Below are 18,646 nucleotides of genomic sequence, written 5' to 3'. Positions count from 1 at the left end.
ATGGAGAAAGTGAGAGAAGGTTGGAACAAATATCGGACAGATATTCTGGCAGCAGTGGTACTTTGCCTGATATTTGGGGGGCTTTGCCTGTACAGACTGATACAGGGCGGAGAGTACAGCGGAGATGAATTTTATTCTCTGGAAGATACACTTGGATATGTTCATACAGGAAAGAAACTGGAGTGGGATTTTCACACGGAGACAGTGAATGGAAAAGCTGTCAAGCTCAATCCTTATTTTTATATGCTGTCATGGTGGATCAGGCTGGCTGGCACAGATGCTTTCTTGCTGAGAAGTCTGGCTGCTGTGATCGGCATCGCAGCGATCGCCTCTTTTTATTATACGGTGAGAAGAATGACGGGAAGTCCGGAATGGGCCTGCATGGCCGGACTTTTGCTCTGCGTAAATCAGGAGCTGCTGACTGCGTCTACTTCTGTGCGGGGATACTCACTGCTTTTGCTGTCAATGGTCTGGATTTATTATTTTTCTTATCGGGCATTGCATGGTAAGTTCAGAAAGGAACTGAAGACAAAAACAGGGCAACTGATCTGCAAATGGCTGGATTTTGATTACCGGTATGTGTTTGCCGTTATGCTCCTTCTGTATCTCGCCTATCGAATCCGACCGTTTGCTGTACTCTATGTTCTCGGTATCGGTGTATATATTCTGATCCGGGCAGTCTGGACAAGGGAAAAAAAGTTTATTATGGTCAGTAGCCTGTTCTGGGGAGTGATCGGATTTTGCCTGTTGGCGACCGGCGTTCACCTTGACGACCATATTCGCTTACTAACAATGATTTCGAGTCGTCTTCGCAAATTTGGTTCACTGGGGCTGCGCAATCTGGAATACTGGCGGGAAGCGGCACAGGTTTTTCCATTTGTGCCGTTGACAATACTCGGTACAGGCCTTGTAGTGTATTATCTCTGTAGAAGAGAAGGGGAGCGCACACAGAAGTATGCACTGCTCTATGAGTTGTCCGTTGCACTGTCGATTATAGTTGTATTTACGGTGTTTGTAAATTGGGCACATAATGTCAGATACCTTTTGGCAGTCTATCCTCCGGCGGCTGTTGCAGTGTCCGGCGGATTTTACCTTGCGGTTAAAGAAAAAGGCTGGAAAGATAAAGGGTTTTTGTATCTGACGCTTTTTCTCTGTCTGTCAGCCAATCTGCCGGCATTGTTTGAGACGGGAGAGGACAGAGAGTGTTTCAGCGACGCGTATAAGGCGGTGGCAGAGTATACGGGCGGCGAGCCGGTATTGATCACGGGCATTAATCTGCGCGGTTATTATGCGAAAGACATGATACCGCAATATACATGGAAGCCGATGACGAACAAGGTGTCCGGAGAGGAAATCAATCATCTTGCAGAGCTTTGTGAGATTGGGAGAGAGTATCCGCAGGGGATCATTACGTGTGAGGACAGCAGATGGTATCATTTCCGCAACAGCTTTTGGCAGCTTCTCAACGAGGACGCTTTTCAGAAAATTACCGGAGACGGTGTGGATGAGACGAATGTAGGGAACTGGGCGTATCATCTGGCTTATTCGGCGGAGGGCTATATTCCGAGCGGAGTTGGTGATACGACATTGTTTGGATATAATTTAGGAGGGATCAGCCGGCTGACGGAAGAGACTGATCAGACCGTACTGGAGCTGGAGTTAAACGGCAGTGTGTCAGAATTGCTGCTGCTGTGTCTTAAGGTGAACCAGTATTTTCCCGGCGGAGAGAAAGAGCAGCGGTATATACAGCTCGTTCTGGAGCCGAATGGACGGCCCGTGCAGTATTACCGGATCATTCTGGAAAATGACGGGATGCCGGTCAGGAGTGTCCTTGATGACAGTTATACAATTTATCATAGCGGAGATGCCCCGGAGAGCTTTGAGGACTGCTTTACATTGTCGGAATGACAGAACGCGGGTAATAATGTGGAGGAAAACGGATGTCAGGCAATAAAAAATCGACTTATGTGTTATATTGGGTGTTGGATATTTTGCTGTCGTTGGCTGCCATGTATGTGATGGGACCGGCGCCTGGAATCAAAACATTTCTTGTGGAGAGGGAAAAGAGCCATATTGGAGTGTATATGGCGATCGTATTTGTGATTGTTACGGCGGTTATGTTTTTGCTTCGAAGATATGTGTATAACTGGCTGGAAAACCTGCAGATCAAACAGGCCTGTATGGAATTCGGCGCGCGGTTTCATATCAATAAAAAAGAATTGCTTGTTCTGGCGCTGTTTGTAATGGCGGGCGCATATTTACGCTTTTCCGGTCTGGACTGGGGGATCGATCATATCTTTCAGCCGGATGAAAAGAAACTTGTGCGATATGCGCTGGGGATGGCGGCGGAACTGAATCCGTATAACATCTACGTCGGTTATCCGAATCAGTTTGTATCCAAGTTTGCGGCATTGTGTATGTTGGTTTATTCCAAGCTGTTTGATGTCAAACTGCGGGGAAATACCATTGTCTGCTATTTTATTTTCAGAGGATGTGTGGCATTTCTCAGTACGATGATCATTCCGCTGTCCTACTGTGTCGGAAATTATTTCAGAAAGGGTATGGGGTTGGTTTTCGCCGGGTTTGTTACGGTATTTCCACCTTTCGTCAATTATGCAAAGCAGGTGACGGGAGACATCAATGTATTGTTCTTCTCCATTCTCGTACTGCTGTGCAGTTTTTATTATCTGGAGAAGCAGAGAAAGCGGGACATCTGTGCCATGACTTTATTTGCGGCTATGGTGACGATGGAGAAATGGCACGGAGGGATCATTTGTCTGTATATTGCAGCAGTGATCATTTTCTGCTGCAAAACTGACTGGAAGCGTCTGCTCCGTGAGAGCACTTTGGCATTCGTAAGCTGGCTCTTCTGGATCTTTGTAATCGCACCCAATATCATTTGGGACATTCGTAATACGATCGATGAAGTCATTTTTATCTTTATCAGCGAGGGCAGCGTTTATATGCCGGACGATATGGCTGTCTTCTATATTAACTGCTTTTTCTCTTATGGCGGTATCATCACGGCTGTGCTGGTGATTCTTGGCCTTTTCTATGTTTTTCGCCGCAGAGAGAGAAAATATCTGGTATTACTTCTGGGGCTGATGAACTGGCTCATTATGTGCAATGTCATGAACCGGAATTTTGAACGGTGGGGGATGGCCTCTTACTATACGCTGCTGATTCTATTGTCTTTGGGCATTTGTCTGCTTCTTTATGACGGAAAGAGAGCCATAACGATAGCGGGGGGAGCTATGGCTGCGATCGTCCTTGTTACCTTCGCAGTTGGCAGTATGCGTTATGTGTATCTGGCGACGCACAGCATCCAGGACACCCGTATTATCGGCGAACAGGTGTTGTGGGAGCTGGGAATCAAGCAGAATAACAGTATTTATGAATATTATACGCCTTTTTCGCCCGGTGGGATACGGGCCGTGGAGGAAGGAGAAGGACAGAAAAGCAAAACAATGAATGAGTATCTGATCAGTGAAAACGGACAGGTGTATGTGACAGAACCGGATGTGCTGTACGCGGTCACAAGTTCTTATCGCAACTGGGGTAATGGACATGCTATGCTGGATGAAAACGCGCAGTTGCTTGTATCGCTGGATGCGGAAGTGCATGATCTGTTTCATGCGGATATTGGCTTGGGAAGTTGGCAGGTCCCGGAGTTTGTGACTTGTTACAGGAACTTTCAGGAGATAAGTAAGGTCCGGGCGGGTGCTAATCTGGGGCCGGAGATCAGGATATATGACATAAGTATGTTGCCGGTGAAGGCGTCAGATTCTTAGAGGACAGAGGGGCATCCGGAGAAAGCGGATATGGAAGCGATATAGCCAGAAAACAGAAAGCGAAAAAGGATGAAAGAGAATAAGTACACAATATCGGTGATAGTACCGATCTACAATGAAGAAGGAAATGTAGCCGAGCTCCACAGAGAGATTAAAGAAGTCTGTGAAGCCAATCATTACATTTATGAGATAATTTTTATCGATGACGGTTCTTCGGATGGCACGAAAAAAATCTGTAAAGATCTGAAGCCATTAAAATATATCCGTCTGCGGAGAAATTCCGGACAAACTGCGGCAATGGATGCCGGGATCAAGGCGGCGCAGTATGATTATATCGTGACGATGGACGGAGACAGGCAGAACGATCCGGCCGATATTCCGGGTATGCTGTGTTATCTGACAGAGAATGATCTGGACGTGGTGTCCGGCTGGCGAAAAGATCGAAAGGATACTTTCATGAAGCGCTTTGTATCGAGAGGCGCTAATCTGCTGCGGTATTTTCTCGTCCATGACGGGATACATGACAGTGGATGCTCACTGAAAGTATACAGACGGGAGTGTTTTCAGGACGTCAATCTATATGGAGAGCAGCACCGTTTTATTCCGGCGATATTGAAAATCAAAGGATATACAATCGGAGAAGTAGTCGTGCATCACAGACCGAGGACTTCCGGAAGGACAAAATACAACTGGAAGCGGACATTCAAGGGATTTCTCGATATGATTTCCGTCTGGTTCTGGAATAAATATGCCACCAGACCGCTGCATTTGCTTGGCGGACTCGGGCTTTTGTTTTTAATGATTGGCATGGGCTGCGGCGTCTGGTCGGTTGCGCTGTTTTGCATGGGATTTAAAATGTCGAGAAACATCATTCCGCCCATCCTGACTGTCTTTTTCATTCTGATGGGTGTGTTAATGTTTGTCTTCGGACTGATGAGCGAGATCCTGATGAAGATCTATTATGGCGTTCATGTGGACACCTCCTACAGCATTGCGGAGACGTGGGAGAACGAGGGCGCATAAAGGAGCGGCTATGTGTGGAATCTGTGGCTATATTTCGGACAACAGCATATCGGACGAACAACTGCGCCAGATGAATGATACGATGTACCATAGAGGACCCAACGACTGTGGCATCTGGCAGGAGAGCCCGGATTATGGAGCGGTTGGACTTGCCCAAAGGCGGCTTTCGATCTTTGATCTGTCGCCGCTTGGGCATCAGCCGATGGTTTCCCATCATGGACAGGTTATCACTGTCTATAATGGGGAAATCTATAATTTTCAGGAGCTGCGAACAGAACTGGAGCTGGCAGGACATGTGTTTTGCTCTTCCTGTGATACGGAAGTGATGCTGGCAGCCTATGAGACCTGGGGCTGTGACTGTTTTGAGCGGTTCAATGGGATGTTTGCCATTGCCCTGTATGACAGAGAGCAGGGCAGACTTGTCCTGGCGAGAGACCGTATGGGCAAAAAACCGCTCTATTATTATCACAATGGCAATGACTTTGTGTTTGCCTCCGAGCTGAAACCGATCATGAAGTTTCCGCGTTTTGTAAGACGGATCGAGAAAACGATGATCGAAAAGTTCCTCTGCAACAAATATATCGAAGCGCCCTACAGTATTTTTCAAAACACTTATAAAGTGATACCGGGGACGTATGTCGTCTATAGGCCGGGAAAAACAGAAACAGCGACAGAGACATACTGGGATATTGTGGAAAAGAAGGCATGGGGGGACGCTCACCCGGCGGGCAGTATGGATGCGGCGGTGGAGCAGCTGGATGCCCTGCTCCATGATTCGGTGCGCAGCAGGCTGGAGGCAGATGTGCCTGTCGGCACATTTTTAAGCGGAGGCATTGACTCCACGCTTGTGACTGCCGTCGCACAGAATGTTTGCGGGGAGCAGGTAAAGAGCTTTTCGATCGGCTTTTATGACAAGGAGAGAGACGAGGCGCAATATGCGGCTGCGATCGCCGGAGAGATTGGCACGCAGCACAGAGAGTTGTATATCGGGGAACCGGAAATCCTGGAGATGCTCAAAGACCTTCCCTATTATTACGATGAACCGTTTTCAGATTCCTCCCAGCTCCCGACGATGCTTGTCTCCAAAATGGCATCGGAGGAGATTACGGTGGCGCTCTCCGGAGACGGCGGTGATGAGCTCTACTGTGGGTATAAAATGTATGACTGGACGCGGATCGCTCAGAGGGCCGATTGGATGGGGCGGACGGCGTCCTGCATACCCGGGATGGGAATGCTTAAAAAATCATTTCCGGCGGAGCTGCGGGCGTTTGTCAATAACAGGGATGACAATTATAAGACCCAGCTGTTTATCGAGGTGATGGTTGAGGAGGCAGACCGGCTGCTCGGTATCCGGGGGACGTCTGTCAAATTTGAGCAGGAACGGCGGCTGAACTACGAGGACTGGCAGGAACGGCGGATGATGCTCGATATGATGACATATTTGCCGGATGAAGTGCTGGCGAAGACGGACAGAGCGTCGATGAAATACTCTCTGGAAGTACGCTGTCCGCTTTTGGATTATCGCATTGTGGAACATTCTTTTACGATTCCACATGAATACAAATATGCTAAAGGGGACAAAAAACATATTCTCAAAGCGTTGACGTACCGGTATGTACCGAAGCAACTTCTGGACAGACCGAAAAAGGGATTTGGCGTGCCGCTGAAGCGGTGGCTGCGCACGGTGCTGAAACCGGAACTGCTGAAATATGCGGATAAAGAGATACTGCGCAGACAGGATATTTTTGTACCGGAGGCTGTGGAAAGGCTGATCCGTATGCAGGAGAAGTCTGACCGCATTGTGTACAGTTCAATGCTCTGGTCTTTCTATGTGTTCCAGAGATGGTATCAGAAGTATCTCGAGGATTTGTGGGGCGGGGCGTAGATGGAAAGCAGACGAAGAGCCAAAAAGAGTGCTCGCGAAAATGGTGATAATACAGGTCAGAGAAAGAAACTATTGTTTGTGATCTCCACGCTTGGTACGGGAGGCGCGCAGCGGGCGTTTGCCAATATGAGCCTTGGTTTTCCCGATGACTGGGAGTGCGATTTCCTGTTAAATGACGACTGTGATGTGACTTACCCGCACCGGGGACGGATTATCAGTCTGGGGCTGAAGCAGCAAAAAGACAAGACAAATCTGTGGTATCAGCTGATTGTGTTGTGGACGCGGCTGCGGAAGCTGAAAGACCTGAAACGCCGCGGCGGATACAGCGCCTGTATCAGTGCGCTCACGAGCGCCAATGTGGTCAATGTGCTGACCGGCAGCCGGTATTGCAAAACGATCGTCAGTATTCGTGTCCACATGTCAAAGATTATCGCTGCCGAAGGCTATAAAGGTAAAATAGAATACTGGCTGACGCGTGCGCTGGCTGGCCGTGCAGATGCCGTCGTGTCTGTTGCAGAGAGCGCCCGGCTTGATCTGGTGCGAAATTTTCATATAAGAGCGGACAAGACAGTGACGATCTATAATGGTTATCTTTTGGAGCAGATGAGAGCGTTGGCGGAGGAACCGTTGCTGTCTCAGGAAAAAGCGTGGTTTCGGGAGGGATGCCGGCATCTGGTTACGGTCGGCCGGCTGGACATTCAGAAAGGGCAGTGGCATTTGATCCGGGCATTTGCCAAGGTTCATCGGCTCTGTCCGGCAACAAGACTTTTGATCCTGGGAACGGGGAAACTGGAGGGAAAGCTGCGGGAGCTGATTGCCGGCCTGCAGCTGGAAGACGCCGTCGTGCTGTGCGGCTTCGCTGCCAATCCATATAAAATATTAAAAAGATGTGATCTTTTTATATTGCCGTCTCTGTTTGAAGGCTTTCCCAATACTCTGGCGGAGAGTCTGTGCATTGGCGTACCCGTTGTTTCCGCAGACTGTGATTCAGGGGCGAGAGAGATCCTGGCGCCCGGCACGGACATAGAGAGGAAAGTGCTGGGAGATTTTGAGCAGGCGCAATACGGCATTCTCTGTCCGGTCTGTGACGGCAGTTCCAAAAGTGCGCAGGAGGAACTGACGGCGGAGGAAGATGTGCTGGCAGAGGCCATACTCTTTCTGCTGCGTGATAAAGATGCCTGGAAATATTATCAGAAACAGTGTGATATACGGGCGCGGCAGCTCTCGATCGGGCAGTCGGTCCGAAAATGGATGGAACTCATAGATGAATAAACGGAAAGTATTGATGATCATCCCCCGGCTTGCGGGTGGGGGCGCGGAGCGGGTCGTCTCCAATCTGACGCTGCAGTTAAAAGAGAAGTATGTCATGGATGTGCTTGTTGACTACGACGACATCAGCTATCCCTGTTCCGGGGAGATCATCTGTCTCAATCCCGGACGGAAAGAAGCATCCGGAAAATGGAATGCCTTTGCCACGTATTTTTGCAAATACCGGCTGCTGCGTAAGTTCAAGCAGAAAAAGGCGTACGACTGCTATATCAGCCATTCAAAAGTATCGCATATTTTAAATGTGATGACTGGAAACAGGGGCAGTAAGATCATCCTGACGCTTCACAATAAATCAGCCAATATGCAGAGCAGTAAATTCAGAGTGTTTTTGAACTTTTTTGCCAGACATTATTATAAGCGGGCCGATCTGCTGGTCGCCGTCAGTGAAGGTGTGAGAAGAGAATATATTCGTGATTATCACATTCCACCGGAGCGTATTGTCAGCATCTGGAATGGCAGCGACATAAAGCTGATCCGGGAAAAGGCTGCGGAACCTTTGTCGGAGTCACAGATGGCGTGGTTTGGAAAGGGGAAGGCAGTCGCAACGATGGGACGTTTTTGCGAACAGAAGGGCCAGTGGCATCTGCTCAGAGCCTTCTCGGAAGTCGTAACGTATTTTCCGGACAGTCGTCTGCTCCTGCTTGGTGAGGGGCCGCTGGGAGATCAGCTTAAAAAGACGGCGGAGCAGTTACAGATCAGTGAACATGTCATTTTCTGCGGGTTTCAGAACAATCCCTTTTCTGTGATCGCCAGAAGTGATCTCTTTGTATTTCCTTCTCTCTGGGAAGGGTTTGGCTATGCACTGGAAGAAGCGATCTGCTGTGGAACGCCCTGCGTCTCTTCTGACTTTCCCTACGGCGCCCGGGAAATCCTGCACTACGAGAGAGAAGCGGAAGAGTCAGTGACAGAAGCAGTCTACACGGACTACGGCGCGTTGGTTCCGGTCTGTGAAGGGTTGTCCGTGGCGGACGGACCGCTGACAGATAATGAGTATGTGCTGGCGGACTGCATCCGGACGATGCTCGCGGATGAGGAATACTGCAGGAAGGTCGCGCGCAATAATAATGACAGGCTGGAAGAATTTTCGCTGGAGAGAATGGGCGGGAAATGGGAGAGCGCGATAGGCTGAAGCGGTGTGTTTTGTGCGAACGGAACAGTTGCACAAGGTATGGAAAGGGACTGGAGCTTTTATGTTGATTACTTTTATAGCATGGTGTCTGATCACCTGGTTTGCTTTTTGTGTGGGTACGGTGTCCGTGCAATTCTGGCATAAAGTGAGCAGACAGCGCGGGAATGTCAGAAGTCCACTTGACGAAACGTTACTGATGGGCATCTGTATGTTGACTGTATACGCGGAATTTTTCAGTCTGTTTTATCGGGTAGCCATAGAAGCGTTTCTACTGCTGACTATGTTCTGTTTGTTCATGAGTTGGCGTAATTGGAAGGAATACAGGCAGATCTTTCAAGAGCTTATAAAGATAAAAAAGCAATTTCTGCTTGGTGCGGCCGTTGTGCTTATTATCATGCTGCTTGTCGGAGCATCAGGGGACAGCTTGTATGATACCGGATTATATCATGCACAGATGATAAGGTGGACGGAAGAATACGGTGCGGTGAAGGGACTTGGCTGCCTGCATCACCGGTTTGCATTTAACAGTGCATTTCTCGTGTTACAGTCGTTATTTAGTTTTGGTTATTTGTTTGGCCAGGAGTTGTATTCTCTGAATGCGTATCTGGCTTTCTTGTTGGTTCTGTGGGTTTTGAGTACCTTCAAGCTTTGGAAGGAAAAAACAGTTTCTCTTTCAGACATGGGGAGATTGCTGTTTTTTATATTTTTAATTACTATGAAAAACAGAATCGATTCTCCAGGGACCGACTTTTTTGCCATCGCTCTGACAATTTATGTTATGACCAAATGGTTCGTGCTGATAGAAGAACGCTGTGAAGATGTGCGGCCGTATTTATTTTTGTGTTTTTTCGCTGTTTACGCGGTAACATTGAAGTTGTCGGCGGCTGTAATTGTTTTACTGTCGCTGTATCCATTGTATATGCTGATTCGCAGGAAGGAGTATCGGTTGCTTTGCATATCGCTTGCTATAGGATTAGCAATCGCGGTTCCCTTTTTAATTCGCAATGTATTGCTCTCCGGTTATCTGCTTTATCCATTCCCGGCAGTTGACCTTTTTTCCGTAGACTGGAAAATGCCGATAGAAGAAGTAATTGCGGATAAGATTGAAATTACCGGATGGGCGAGAGGACTGAGAGGACAGGAACAATATGCTTATCCATTTGCACAGTGGTTTCCGATTTGGTGGGATACGCTTGGTATTTTCAATAAGATTTGCTTTATATTCTTTTTTCCTTCATTTGCAGTGATGTTGATTCGTTGTGTACATGTTGGACTGTCATCACGAGTGCAGCAAGAGAAGATTGGAATCGTGCACCTTTATTTCGTGGAGGCTATGTTGGTATTGCTCTGGTTTGTATCTGCGCCGGATCTCAGGTTTGGTGGTGTCTTTTTACTCTTGGTTCCGTTTACTTTGGCAGGAGAACTACTGGCCCAATGCAAATGGAAGATTGTGACCGTGGGAACTGCTTCTCTGACGATACTGTTTGTCTCTTTTATTATGATGAGATATATTTTGACAGAAGAGATTTATGTTATTACACCTGCGCCGTATTCATATTATGAGGTAAAAAGTTGTAAGCTGTCAGGCGTTACGTTTTATTATCCTGCGGAAGGAGATCAGGTAGGTTATTATCACTTTCCGAGCACGCCATACGGAAAAAGAATTACGGAAAATATGATCGAACTGCGAAATATAGAAAAGGGGATTGGAGAAGGGTTTCGGATGAAGCGGTAAGGCGTAGGAGGAGAAAAGACAAAATAGAACATTCTTGTGTGTACAGGAGGTTTCCTGTATAATAAAAAGTAAATGAAGCTGGAAAAAATTTCTATTTAGAATGGGATCGATAGTATGAGTATAAAAGGACGATTATCCAGAAAAAAGACAGCAGTTTATCAATTTTTGATCAACCATCCGCTTCTTGACGCGCTGCAGTATGCCTTGCGCAGCTACAAAGACAAAGGAAAGCTGCACAGGATCGCAGGGCGCGACGGGCTTGTGTTAAAATGTCATGCTTATGGAAATGATAACAGGGATAAGTGCATTTATCATATTAGTTTTGGTGGGGCCAGACACGGATTTTTTGCACAGTTTCGGACGCTGCTGAAATATCTGGCGTATGCGGACCGGTTCGGTTTCTACCCGGTTGTGGAGTGGTCGAGAGAGATTCCTTATGCGGAGCAAGACAGTATTCATGGTACGTACAATCCGTTTGAATACTATTTTTCGCAGCCTGCTGGTGTTTCAGTGGAAGAGATGTGGACGAGCTATAATGTCTTCCAGTCGGAAGAGATCCACGTCACCGATTTTTTCCTGGACAGGGAGATTCGGGGAGGTGAGGACGGCTATCTTATATCCGAACCGTTTATCGACAGACTGGCTGGCGTGATGAAAAAATATATTCGTTTAAATGACTGGACAGATGCGTATATGCGCCGGGAAATCAGCGTGCTGCTGGGCGGCAGAAAAACGATTGGCGTACATGTCAGAGGCAGCGATTTTAAGGGTGGTTATAATAACCACCCGACATTTGTTCCTGTGGAAGAGTTTCTGCGGGCAGCGGACAACATGATGAAAAACGGGAGATATGAGCAGGTTTTTCTGGCGACAGATGATGTGGGAGCGATAAAGGCTTTCGCGAAAGTTTTCGGTGACAGGCTTGTCTATTATGGCGATGTGATGCGTACGGAGGGCGAGGTGTCGGTGGCATTTTGTAACTCACAGCGTAAAAATCACAAATATCTGCTGGGGCTGGAAGTGCTGCGGGATATGCTGTCACTGGCAGCCTGCGACGGTCTGGTGGCAGGCATCTCACAGGTGAGCAACTGCGCACGGATCGCCAGAAAGAGCTACGGCAGGCAGTATGAAGATATGGTGATTCTCGACAGAGGGATCAATCATACGGGAAATAATTTTGTGAGGTAGAATGGGACAGAAGGCAATGACGGAAGAGCTGGTTACTGTAATCATTCCTGTATATCAGGCAGAACGATTTTTAGACAGATGTTTGGCATCTTTGCTCAACCAGACATATGAAAACCTTGAAATTCTATTGATTGACGACGGATCGGCGGACGGAAGTATGGATAAATGTTTGGTGTGGCAGGAAAAAGACAGGCGGATCAAAGTGCTGCATCATGATAACAGAGGTGTTGGATTTACAAGAAATCGGGGAATTGAACAGGCAAAAGGAGAATTTATTTGTTTTCTTGATGCGGATGATTGTCTGGAGCACGATGCGATCGCCTGCTTGCAGGAGGAAATAGAACAGAAAGATGCGGATTTGTGTCTGTGTGGATATGCTACTGTTTTCAGCCAGAAAACCGTAATGTATGTTCCGGTCTGTCTTGGTGTGATGACGAAAGAAGAACTGCTGCAGACTTCTTTCTGGCAATTATACGATGCGCATATTCTGCATAATATTGGTACGAAATTATACAGAAAATGTATTTTAATGGATTATAAGATCAGGTTTCGGGAGGAACAGAGAATTTTTGAGGACATTATGTTTTGCCTGGAATATCTGCAGGCGGCAAAAACTGTCACGGTTACTGGCAGATCTCTTTATCGGTATATGCAGGACAACGTCAATTCTGTGACGAAAGGATACAAGGAAGGATACTTATACAGCGCATATGCGTTAAATGATCTTCTATCAAATATCATCAGGGACAGAAATACAGACTTTTTCAGGAATGTTATTGTTAATGTATATGAGGCCTATATTAATGAATTTATGAGAGTACAAATAGACAGAAAGCGTATTTTCAGTCAGAGTAAGGAGTTGTGCTTCCGCTCAGAAGTCTTAAGCTCCAGGTATAAAGTTCCATTGAGAAAATTGAAAATAGATGCAAGGTTATTCTGCCTGTTTGTATGGCACAAATGTTACGTTGGTCTGCATGGTTTGGGGATTTGGAAACGATTACGACGCAGAGGAAAATATAATTATGAAAAAACCACTGAAATACTATTGGAAAATAAAGCAAAAGATAGTGGAAAAAAGAGCGTATCATAAGTATGATGGCAGGTTAGTGCTGATGTTTCATGAAGTTTCGAACGAAAGGGAACAATGGTATGATCCGGCTTATTCTATTTCTGTGGACGGATTTTATCACCTTATAACAATCATCCGACAATCAGGATTTTTATTTGTATCACCTTATGATATATTGCACAATGATGACAGAAAAAGAGTCTGTCTGACTTTTGATGATGCGTTTCAAGGTGTGTATGACAGGGTATTTCCACTTTTACGCAGAGAAAAAATCCCTTTTACGGTCTTTCCGGCTGCGTCATTATTAGGAAAAGAAAATTATCTCAATGAAAATATGATAAGGGAAATGATGCAGTATACGGGTTTTTATCTGGGTGCGCATTCTGTCTCACATTGTATTTTAAAAAGCGCCAGCGATGAGCAGAGCGAATATGAACTGAGACATGCAAAGACAATTCTGGAAACACTGTTTGAAGTTCCTGTTGACATTATGGCATATCCATATGGTTCATTACGTGAGATCGGAAAACGCGAGATGAAATTGGCTCAAAAAAGCTATCGTTATGCGTTTTCCACGTTACAGACTTGTGTGACACCCGACACTGATCCTTATTGTATACCAAGAATCAATGTGAATGAAAAAAACTATAAAACGATATTGAGAGAAACCGGCTAAGGGAGCCAAGGGGCATGAAAAACCAAATTGCGGTCGTTGTAGTGGCCTATAAAAGGATTAACACATTAAAACGTTTGTTAAAGTCGATCAAAAACGGAATTTATACAGAAAATAATATACCGTTGATCATCAGTATTGATTTTTGTGAGTCGAATAGAGATGTGATTGATTGTGCGGAGGCGTTTCAATGGGAGCATGGAGAAAAGATCGTCAGGACACATGAACAAAATCTTGGCCTTAAAAGGCATATACTGGAGTGTGGTGATCTTGCACTGGAATATGGGGCGGTGATCATACTGGAAGATGACCTTCTTGTGGGTCCCTGTTATTATGAATATGTGAAAGCTGCACATCAATATTACAAAGACGATGACAGGATAGCCGGTATTTCATTGTATAGCCATGAATGGAACAGCTACACACAGAAAAAGTTTTCTCCAATTCAAAAAAATGGTGATGTTTATTTTGGACAATTTAGTTGTACATGGGGAGAATCGTGGAATGACAGACAATGGAAGAGATTCCGGGAGTGGTATGATGTCTGTCCGGATGAATTTACAGATGATGGGCGGATGCCGTCACAGATTTACGGATGGAATAAGTCCTGGGGAAAATATTTTATCAAATACATGGTAGAAAATGGTCTTTATTATGTAGTTCCATATAGAGCGCTGTCAACTACGGTCGGTGCGATTGGGGTGCATACATCAAGAAAGCTGCTCGATACGCAAACCGGTGTCAATATGGGAACGGAAGAGTACCGGTTCGTGCCATTCGAGAAGGGTTCCCACTACAATATTTTTTTTGAAAATGATGATTTACCCGGGTTTCTGAAAACTTATGTCGGCTCAGAAGATATATGTGTTGATCTGTATGGGATAAAGAAACGTGTCCTGACAGATAACAGATATATTTTAACGACAAGGAAGATGAATTATAAGATCATAAAACAATATGCACTGGACTTGCGGCCCCATGATATGAATGTTATACAGGATATATATGGGGATGATATTTTTTTGTATGACCGTATGTATGAGGAAAAAAATAAAGTTTATAAAAGCAGAGGACGTATCATGTATGATTTTGCAGGAGTAAATCCGCAAAAGGCAGTGATTTACGCGTTAAAAAGATATTGGGAGAAGTATGTAGGGCGATGAGAGGAACAGGTGGGATTTGTGTGTAAAGTGTCGGTGATTGTACCGGTATATAATGTGGAGCGTTATCTCAGGGCATGTTTAGATTCACTGATACATCAAACGCTTCGCGAGATAGAGATTATCTGTGTGGACGATGGTTCTACAGATGAATCGTTGTCTATTTTGCAAAACTATAAAGACAAAGATGATCGAATCACTATACTTCATCAGGAAAATCTTGGACAAAGTTCTGCCAGAAATAGAGGGCTTGATCTGGCAAAGGGCAGATATGTATATTTTTGTGACAGTGACGATTATCTCTGCAGCGATGCGTTAGAGGTATGCTATAAAACGGCTTTGAAGTATGATTTGGATGTACTGAGATTCGGTTACAATGAGTTTGTTGATGGCAAAGCGGATCTGCTGACACCAAAAGAATGTTTTTCCGTTTCCAATGTAATATCGGGCATTGATATGTTATCCTATTTGAGACGCCATCATTCCATGACGCCGGGTATGCCTTTTCTCTTTATCAGAAGAACTGAAATAGAGAAACATCAATATCGTTTTATCGAAGGGATCATACGGGAAGATCATGCTTTTTTTACAGAAGTGTTTATGACAGCGAAACGAGCGTTACATTTGGAAATTCCGCTGTATTACAGGCGCGTCAGGGAAGGTTCCACAATGACAAGCCCTAATGAATATAAATCTGCCAGAGGATTTCTGGTTACGGTAGAGCATTTTCTGGAAAATAAGAACAGTAAAGTGAAAGGAGAGCTAAAAAAACAGATTTACCTGTTTTATCGGCATTTTATTATATATTATCTGAGGACAACTGAAGAGGAAAAGGATGCTCTGTATAAAGAAGTGGAACACCTGAGAAAAACGTTGTCAAAAGTAAAATATCTTCACAGTACAGATATGTGGTTGTTTTGCAATGTTAATTTTAATTTGTACTTATTATATATCAAGATAAAAAGAAGGGATTTCTACCTATGGCGAAAACTTGTAAAGCCGCTTTGGAGATTTTTAAGGAATTAAATTTTATACTGGATGGCAAACAGAAAAAAAGAGCAATTGCAGTACTGATCGTTGTTATTATCAGTTCAGGCTTTGAATTGATCGGAGTAACAGCCGTATTGCCGTTTATCCAAGCGGTTGTATCGCCGGAAATCATTATGAACAATCCATATGCAATCCAAATTATGAGATTTTTAAGGATTGATTCGTCACAGAATATGTTGGTTGCTATGGGCATCATGCTTATGGGCGTTTATCTGCTCAAAAATATTTATATGATTTTTTCCTACTTCGTACAGTATAACTATGGAACAAGAGTGCAGAAGGAATTGTGTAATAAACTTTTAAAGGCATATATGAGCAGGTCATATGCTTATTTTCTGGATATAAACAGCGCTGAGATTATGAGAGCATGTAATGATGACATTAATGGAGTCTATTGTATTCTTTCCTATCTAATGGTTATGGCTTCAGAAAGTTTATCTGTTGTCTTGATCGGTCTGTTTATTATCTATACAGATCCACTGATTGCGTTTGGAGTATTGTTTCTGATGACGGTTGTGTTTTTGGGAATTGTGGGAATTTTTAAGCCGTTTATGAAGCGGGCTGGAAGGAGGAATTTGGAGGCAATTACAGAAAAAAATAAAGTAGTATATCAATCTGTTATGGGGATAAAAGAAATTTTTGTCATGCAGAGAAAAGATCATTTTCTGGATGATTTTGATGAGGTTACGGAAACAGTAAGAAAAACTCAGAGAGTTTATGATGTAGTTAGAAACTCCCCGGAGAGAATTGTGGAAGGCATCTGTGTAAGCGGTTTAATCGGTATCGTATGTATCAGGCTGAATACTCAGGCAGATATGATGATGTTTATTCCTAAACTGGGAGCTTTTGCGATGGCAGCATTTAAGATATTGCCGTCGATTGGAAAAATTGCCAATCGTATGACTGAAATAATTTACCAACGTCCCAAATTATCTAATATGTATAAGGTGATGTGTGAGGCAAAACAATATGAGAAGGAGAATGAAAGATATGCGCATTCGCGTGGAATCATACAGGAACCGGAAAAGCTGGGCTTTAAAAACTGTCTGATGCTAAAAGATGTTTTCTGGCAATATAGAAATCAAAAAGACTTTGTTTTAAATAGAGCTGAACTGAAAATAAACAAAGGAGAGTCTGTTGCTTTTATCGGAGCATCCGGTGCGGGAAAAACGACTTTGGCAGATATAATTTTAGGTCTTCTTCATCCAATGAAAGGAACGGTGGAAATGGATGGTTTTGACATTTATGCGATGCCAAAAACGTGGGCGAATATTATCGGTTATGTGCCGCAGTCAGTCTTCTTATTCGATGATACAATTCGCAACAATGTAGCGTTTGGCCTGAAGGTGAGCGAAGATGATGATTGTCATATATGGGAGGCATTGAGGAAAGCCCAGTTAAAGGATTTTGTAGAGTCTTTGCCGGGCAAATTGGATACGATTGTTGGTGAAAGGGGAATCAGATTTTCGGGTGGGCAGAAGCAGCGTATCGCGATTGCCAGAGCATTATATAACAAACCGGAAATTTTAATACTGGATGAAGCGACAGCTGCACTAGACAATGATACGGAATCAGCAGTAATGGATGCGATAGAATCACTTCAGGGACAAATTACGATGATTATTGTTGCACATAGATTGACAACAATTAAAAATTGTGATGTTATCTATGAAATCAAAAATGGAAAAGTGTACAGACGGGACAAGGAGAAGGTGTTGAAGAATGCCGGGGTGTCTTAAGATCGTGTTTTCAATATCAATCTGGGAGATAGTATGAATGTAAAAGAATTAAAGAGTCAACTTGTTATTATAATAGGAATCGTATCATGTTTTATGCTGTTGTCTGTAGCTGTGCCCTGTTCAGTTAATACACCAGGCTGGTTTTACATTGTAGTTTTGTGCATGCTGCTTATTATATTTACTGCATTACTTGCAGGATGGTTAATAGACCTCAGGCGTAGTTTTAGATATTATAGCTGTAATATTTTGAGATATGATAACTATTTTTTATTCTTTCTGTTTTTGTTTGTTATATTGCGTTTTTTACAGTTCAATATATTGCCGAGATGGGACTCGGATATTTACTATGCGCAGATTAAAAATGCCTGCGATAACTTTCATTTTACATTTTCCTCATTTTTAAACGACTTTAAATTAGCTGGCCATATTTCGTATGGCTATAGTTTGTTTTTGGCCATCGGCTATTATATATGTCCTGATGGCTTTACTGGAATTTATTTTATAAATTTATTATTATCTGTTGTGGCATTCTTTTTGACATATAAGATTGTTAAATATTATGCGCCTGATATAGACAGACGATTGACAGCTTTTGGAACATTTATTATATGGTGTCAGCCAATGAATCTGGGGTTGTTTCATAAGGTCGTACCTGATTATGGGATTCTTCTATTTTTGGTTTTTCTTTTATATTTTCATATCCGTAGAAAGTACTGTTTATTATGTTTTTTTGCGGTGATTCTCATGACGACGAAAGAGACGGGAATTGTCTGTGTGGCGGGGTATTGTCTCGGTTATATTACATGCGTATTTGTCAGTTCGGATAAAAGGGGACTGGATAGAATTAAGGAATTGTTGAAAAATAAAATTGTTTT

The 18,646-nt window shown here is 44.2% G+C and carries 13 protein-coding genes; all 13 read left to right on the top strand.

Going from position 1 to position 18,646, the window contains the following annotated elements:
• The 13 genes from V1224_13275 (at nucleotide 1) to V1224_13215 (ending at nucleotide 17,771) form a co-directional block, all read left to right on the top strand.
• On the top strand, nucleotides 1-1,908 hold the full coding sequence (locus V1224_13275) for a hypothetical protein (protein ID WWR15430.1): 1,908 nt from the start codon (nucleotides 1-3) through the stop codon (nucleotides 1,906-1,908).
• Between the two features lie 32 nt (nucleotides 1,909-1,940).
• Nucleotides 1,941-3,791 carry a glycosyltransferase family 39 protein gene (locus V1224_13270; GenBank protein WWR15429.1) on the top strand — a complete coding sequence of 617 codons (1,851 nt, stop codon included), beginning with the start codon at nucleotides 1,941-1,943 and terminating at the stop codon, nucleotides 3,789-3,791.
• Between the two features lie 69 nt (nucleotides 3,792-3,860).
• Complete coding sequence (locus tag V1224_13265; GenBank protein ID WWR15428.1) at nucleotides 3,861-4,814, top strand: glycosyltransferase family 2 protein; 954 nt, start codon at nucleotides 3,861-3,863, stop codon at nucleotides 4,812-4,814.
• A 10-nt stretch (nucleotides 4,815-4,824) separates the two neighbouring features.
• A complete protein-coding gene (gene asnB, locus V1224_13260; protein ID WWR15427.1) occupies nucleotides 4,825-6,699 on the top strand; it encodes an asparagine synthase (glutamine-hydrolyzing) in 1,875 nt (624 codons plus the stop codon).
• Nucleotides 6,700-7,971 carry a glycosyltransferase gene (locus V1224_13255; protein WWR15426.1) on the top strand — a complete coding sequence of 424 codons (1,272 nt, stop codon included), beginning with the start codon at nucleotides 6,700-6,702 and terminating at the stop codon, nucleotides 7,969-7,971.
• On the top strand, nucleotides 7,964-9,157 hold the full coding sequence (locus V1224_13250) for a glycosyltransferase (protein WWR15425.1): 1,194 nt from the start codon (nucleotides 7,964-7,966) through the stop codon (nucleotides 9,155-9,157). The genes V1224_13255 and V1224_13250 overlap by 8 nt, the downstream gene beginning before the upstream one ends.
• A gap of 61 nt (nucleotides 9,158-9,218) precedes the next feature.
• Nucleotides 9,219-10,892, top strand: coding sequence for a hypothetical protein (locus tag V1224_13245; GenBank protein ID WWR15424.1), 1,674 nt, complete (start codon nucleotides 9,219-9,221; stop codon nucleotides 10,890-10,892).
• Nucleotides 10,893-11,006: 114 nt separating this feature from the next.
• Complete coding sequence (locus V1224_13240) at nucleotides 11,007-12,080, top strand: O-fucosyltransferase family protein (GenBank protein WWR15423.1); 1,074 nt, start codon at nucleotides 11,007-11,009, stop codon at nucleotides 12,078-12,080.
• Nucleotide 12,081: 1 nt separating this feature from the next.
• Nucleotides 12,082-13,170, top strand: coding sequence for a glycosyltransferase family A protein (locus V1224_13235; GenBank protein WWR15422.1), 1,089 nt, complete (start codon nucleotides 12,082-12,084; stop codon nucleotides 13,168-13,170).
• Nucleotides 13,103-13,825 (top strand): polysaccharide deacetylase family protein, encoded by a 723-nt coding sequence (locus tag V1224_13230; GenBank protein WWR15421.1) that lies wholly within the window; start codon nucleotides 13,103-13,105, stop codon nucleotides 13,823-13,825. The genes V1224_13235 and V1224_13230 overlap by 68 nt, the downstream gene beginning before the upstream one ends.
• A gap of 14 nt (nucleotides 13,826-13,839) precedes the next feature.
• On the top strand, nucleotides 13,840-14,985 hold the full coding sequence (locus V1224_13225; GenBank protein WWR15420.1) for a hypothetical protein: 1,146 nt from the start codon (nucleotides 13,840-13,842) through the stop codon (nucleotides 14,983-14,985).
• A gap of 9 nt (nucleotides 14,986-14,994) precedes the next feature.
• Entirely contained in the window at nucleotides 14,995-16,008 is a 1,014-nt protein-coding gene (locus V1224_13220; GenBank protein ID WWR15419.1) for a glycosyltransferase, read from the top strand.
• Nucleotides 15,963-17,771: an ABC transporter ATP-binding protein gene (locus V1224_13215; protein ID WWR15418.1), complete on the top strand. Its 1,809-nt coding sequence runs from the start codon at nucleotides 15,963-15,965 to the stop codon at nucleotides 17,769-17,771. The genes V1224_13220 and V1224_13215 overlap by 46 nt, the downstream gene beginning before the upstream one ends.
• Nucleotides 17,772-18,646 lie beyond the last annotated feature (875 nt).

The sequence above is a fragment of the Lachnospiraceae bacterium JLR.KK008 genome (genome assembly GCA_037015955.1).
Lineage (GTDB): Bacteria > Bacillota > Clostridia > Lachnospirales > Lachnospiraceae > VSOB01.
This window is presented reverse-complemented; position numbering and strand designations above follow the sequence as displayed.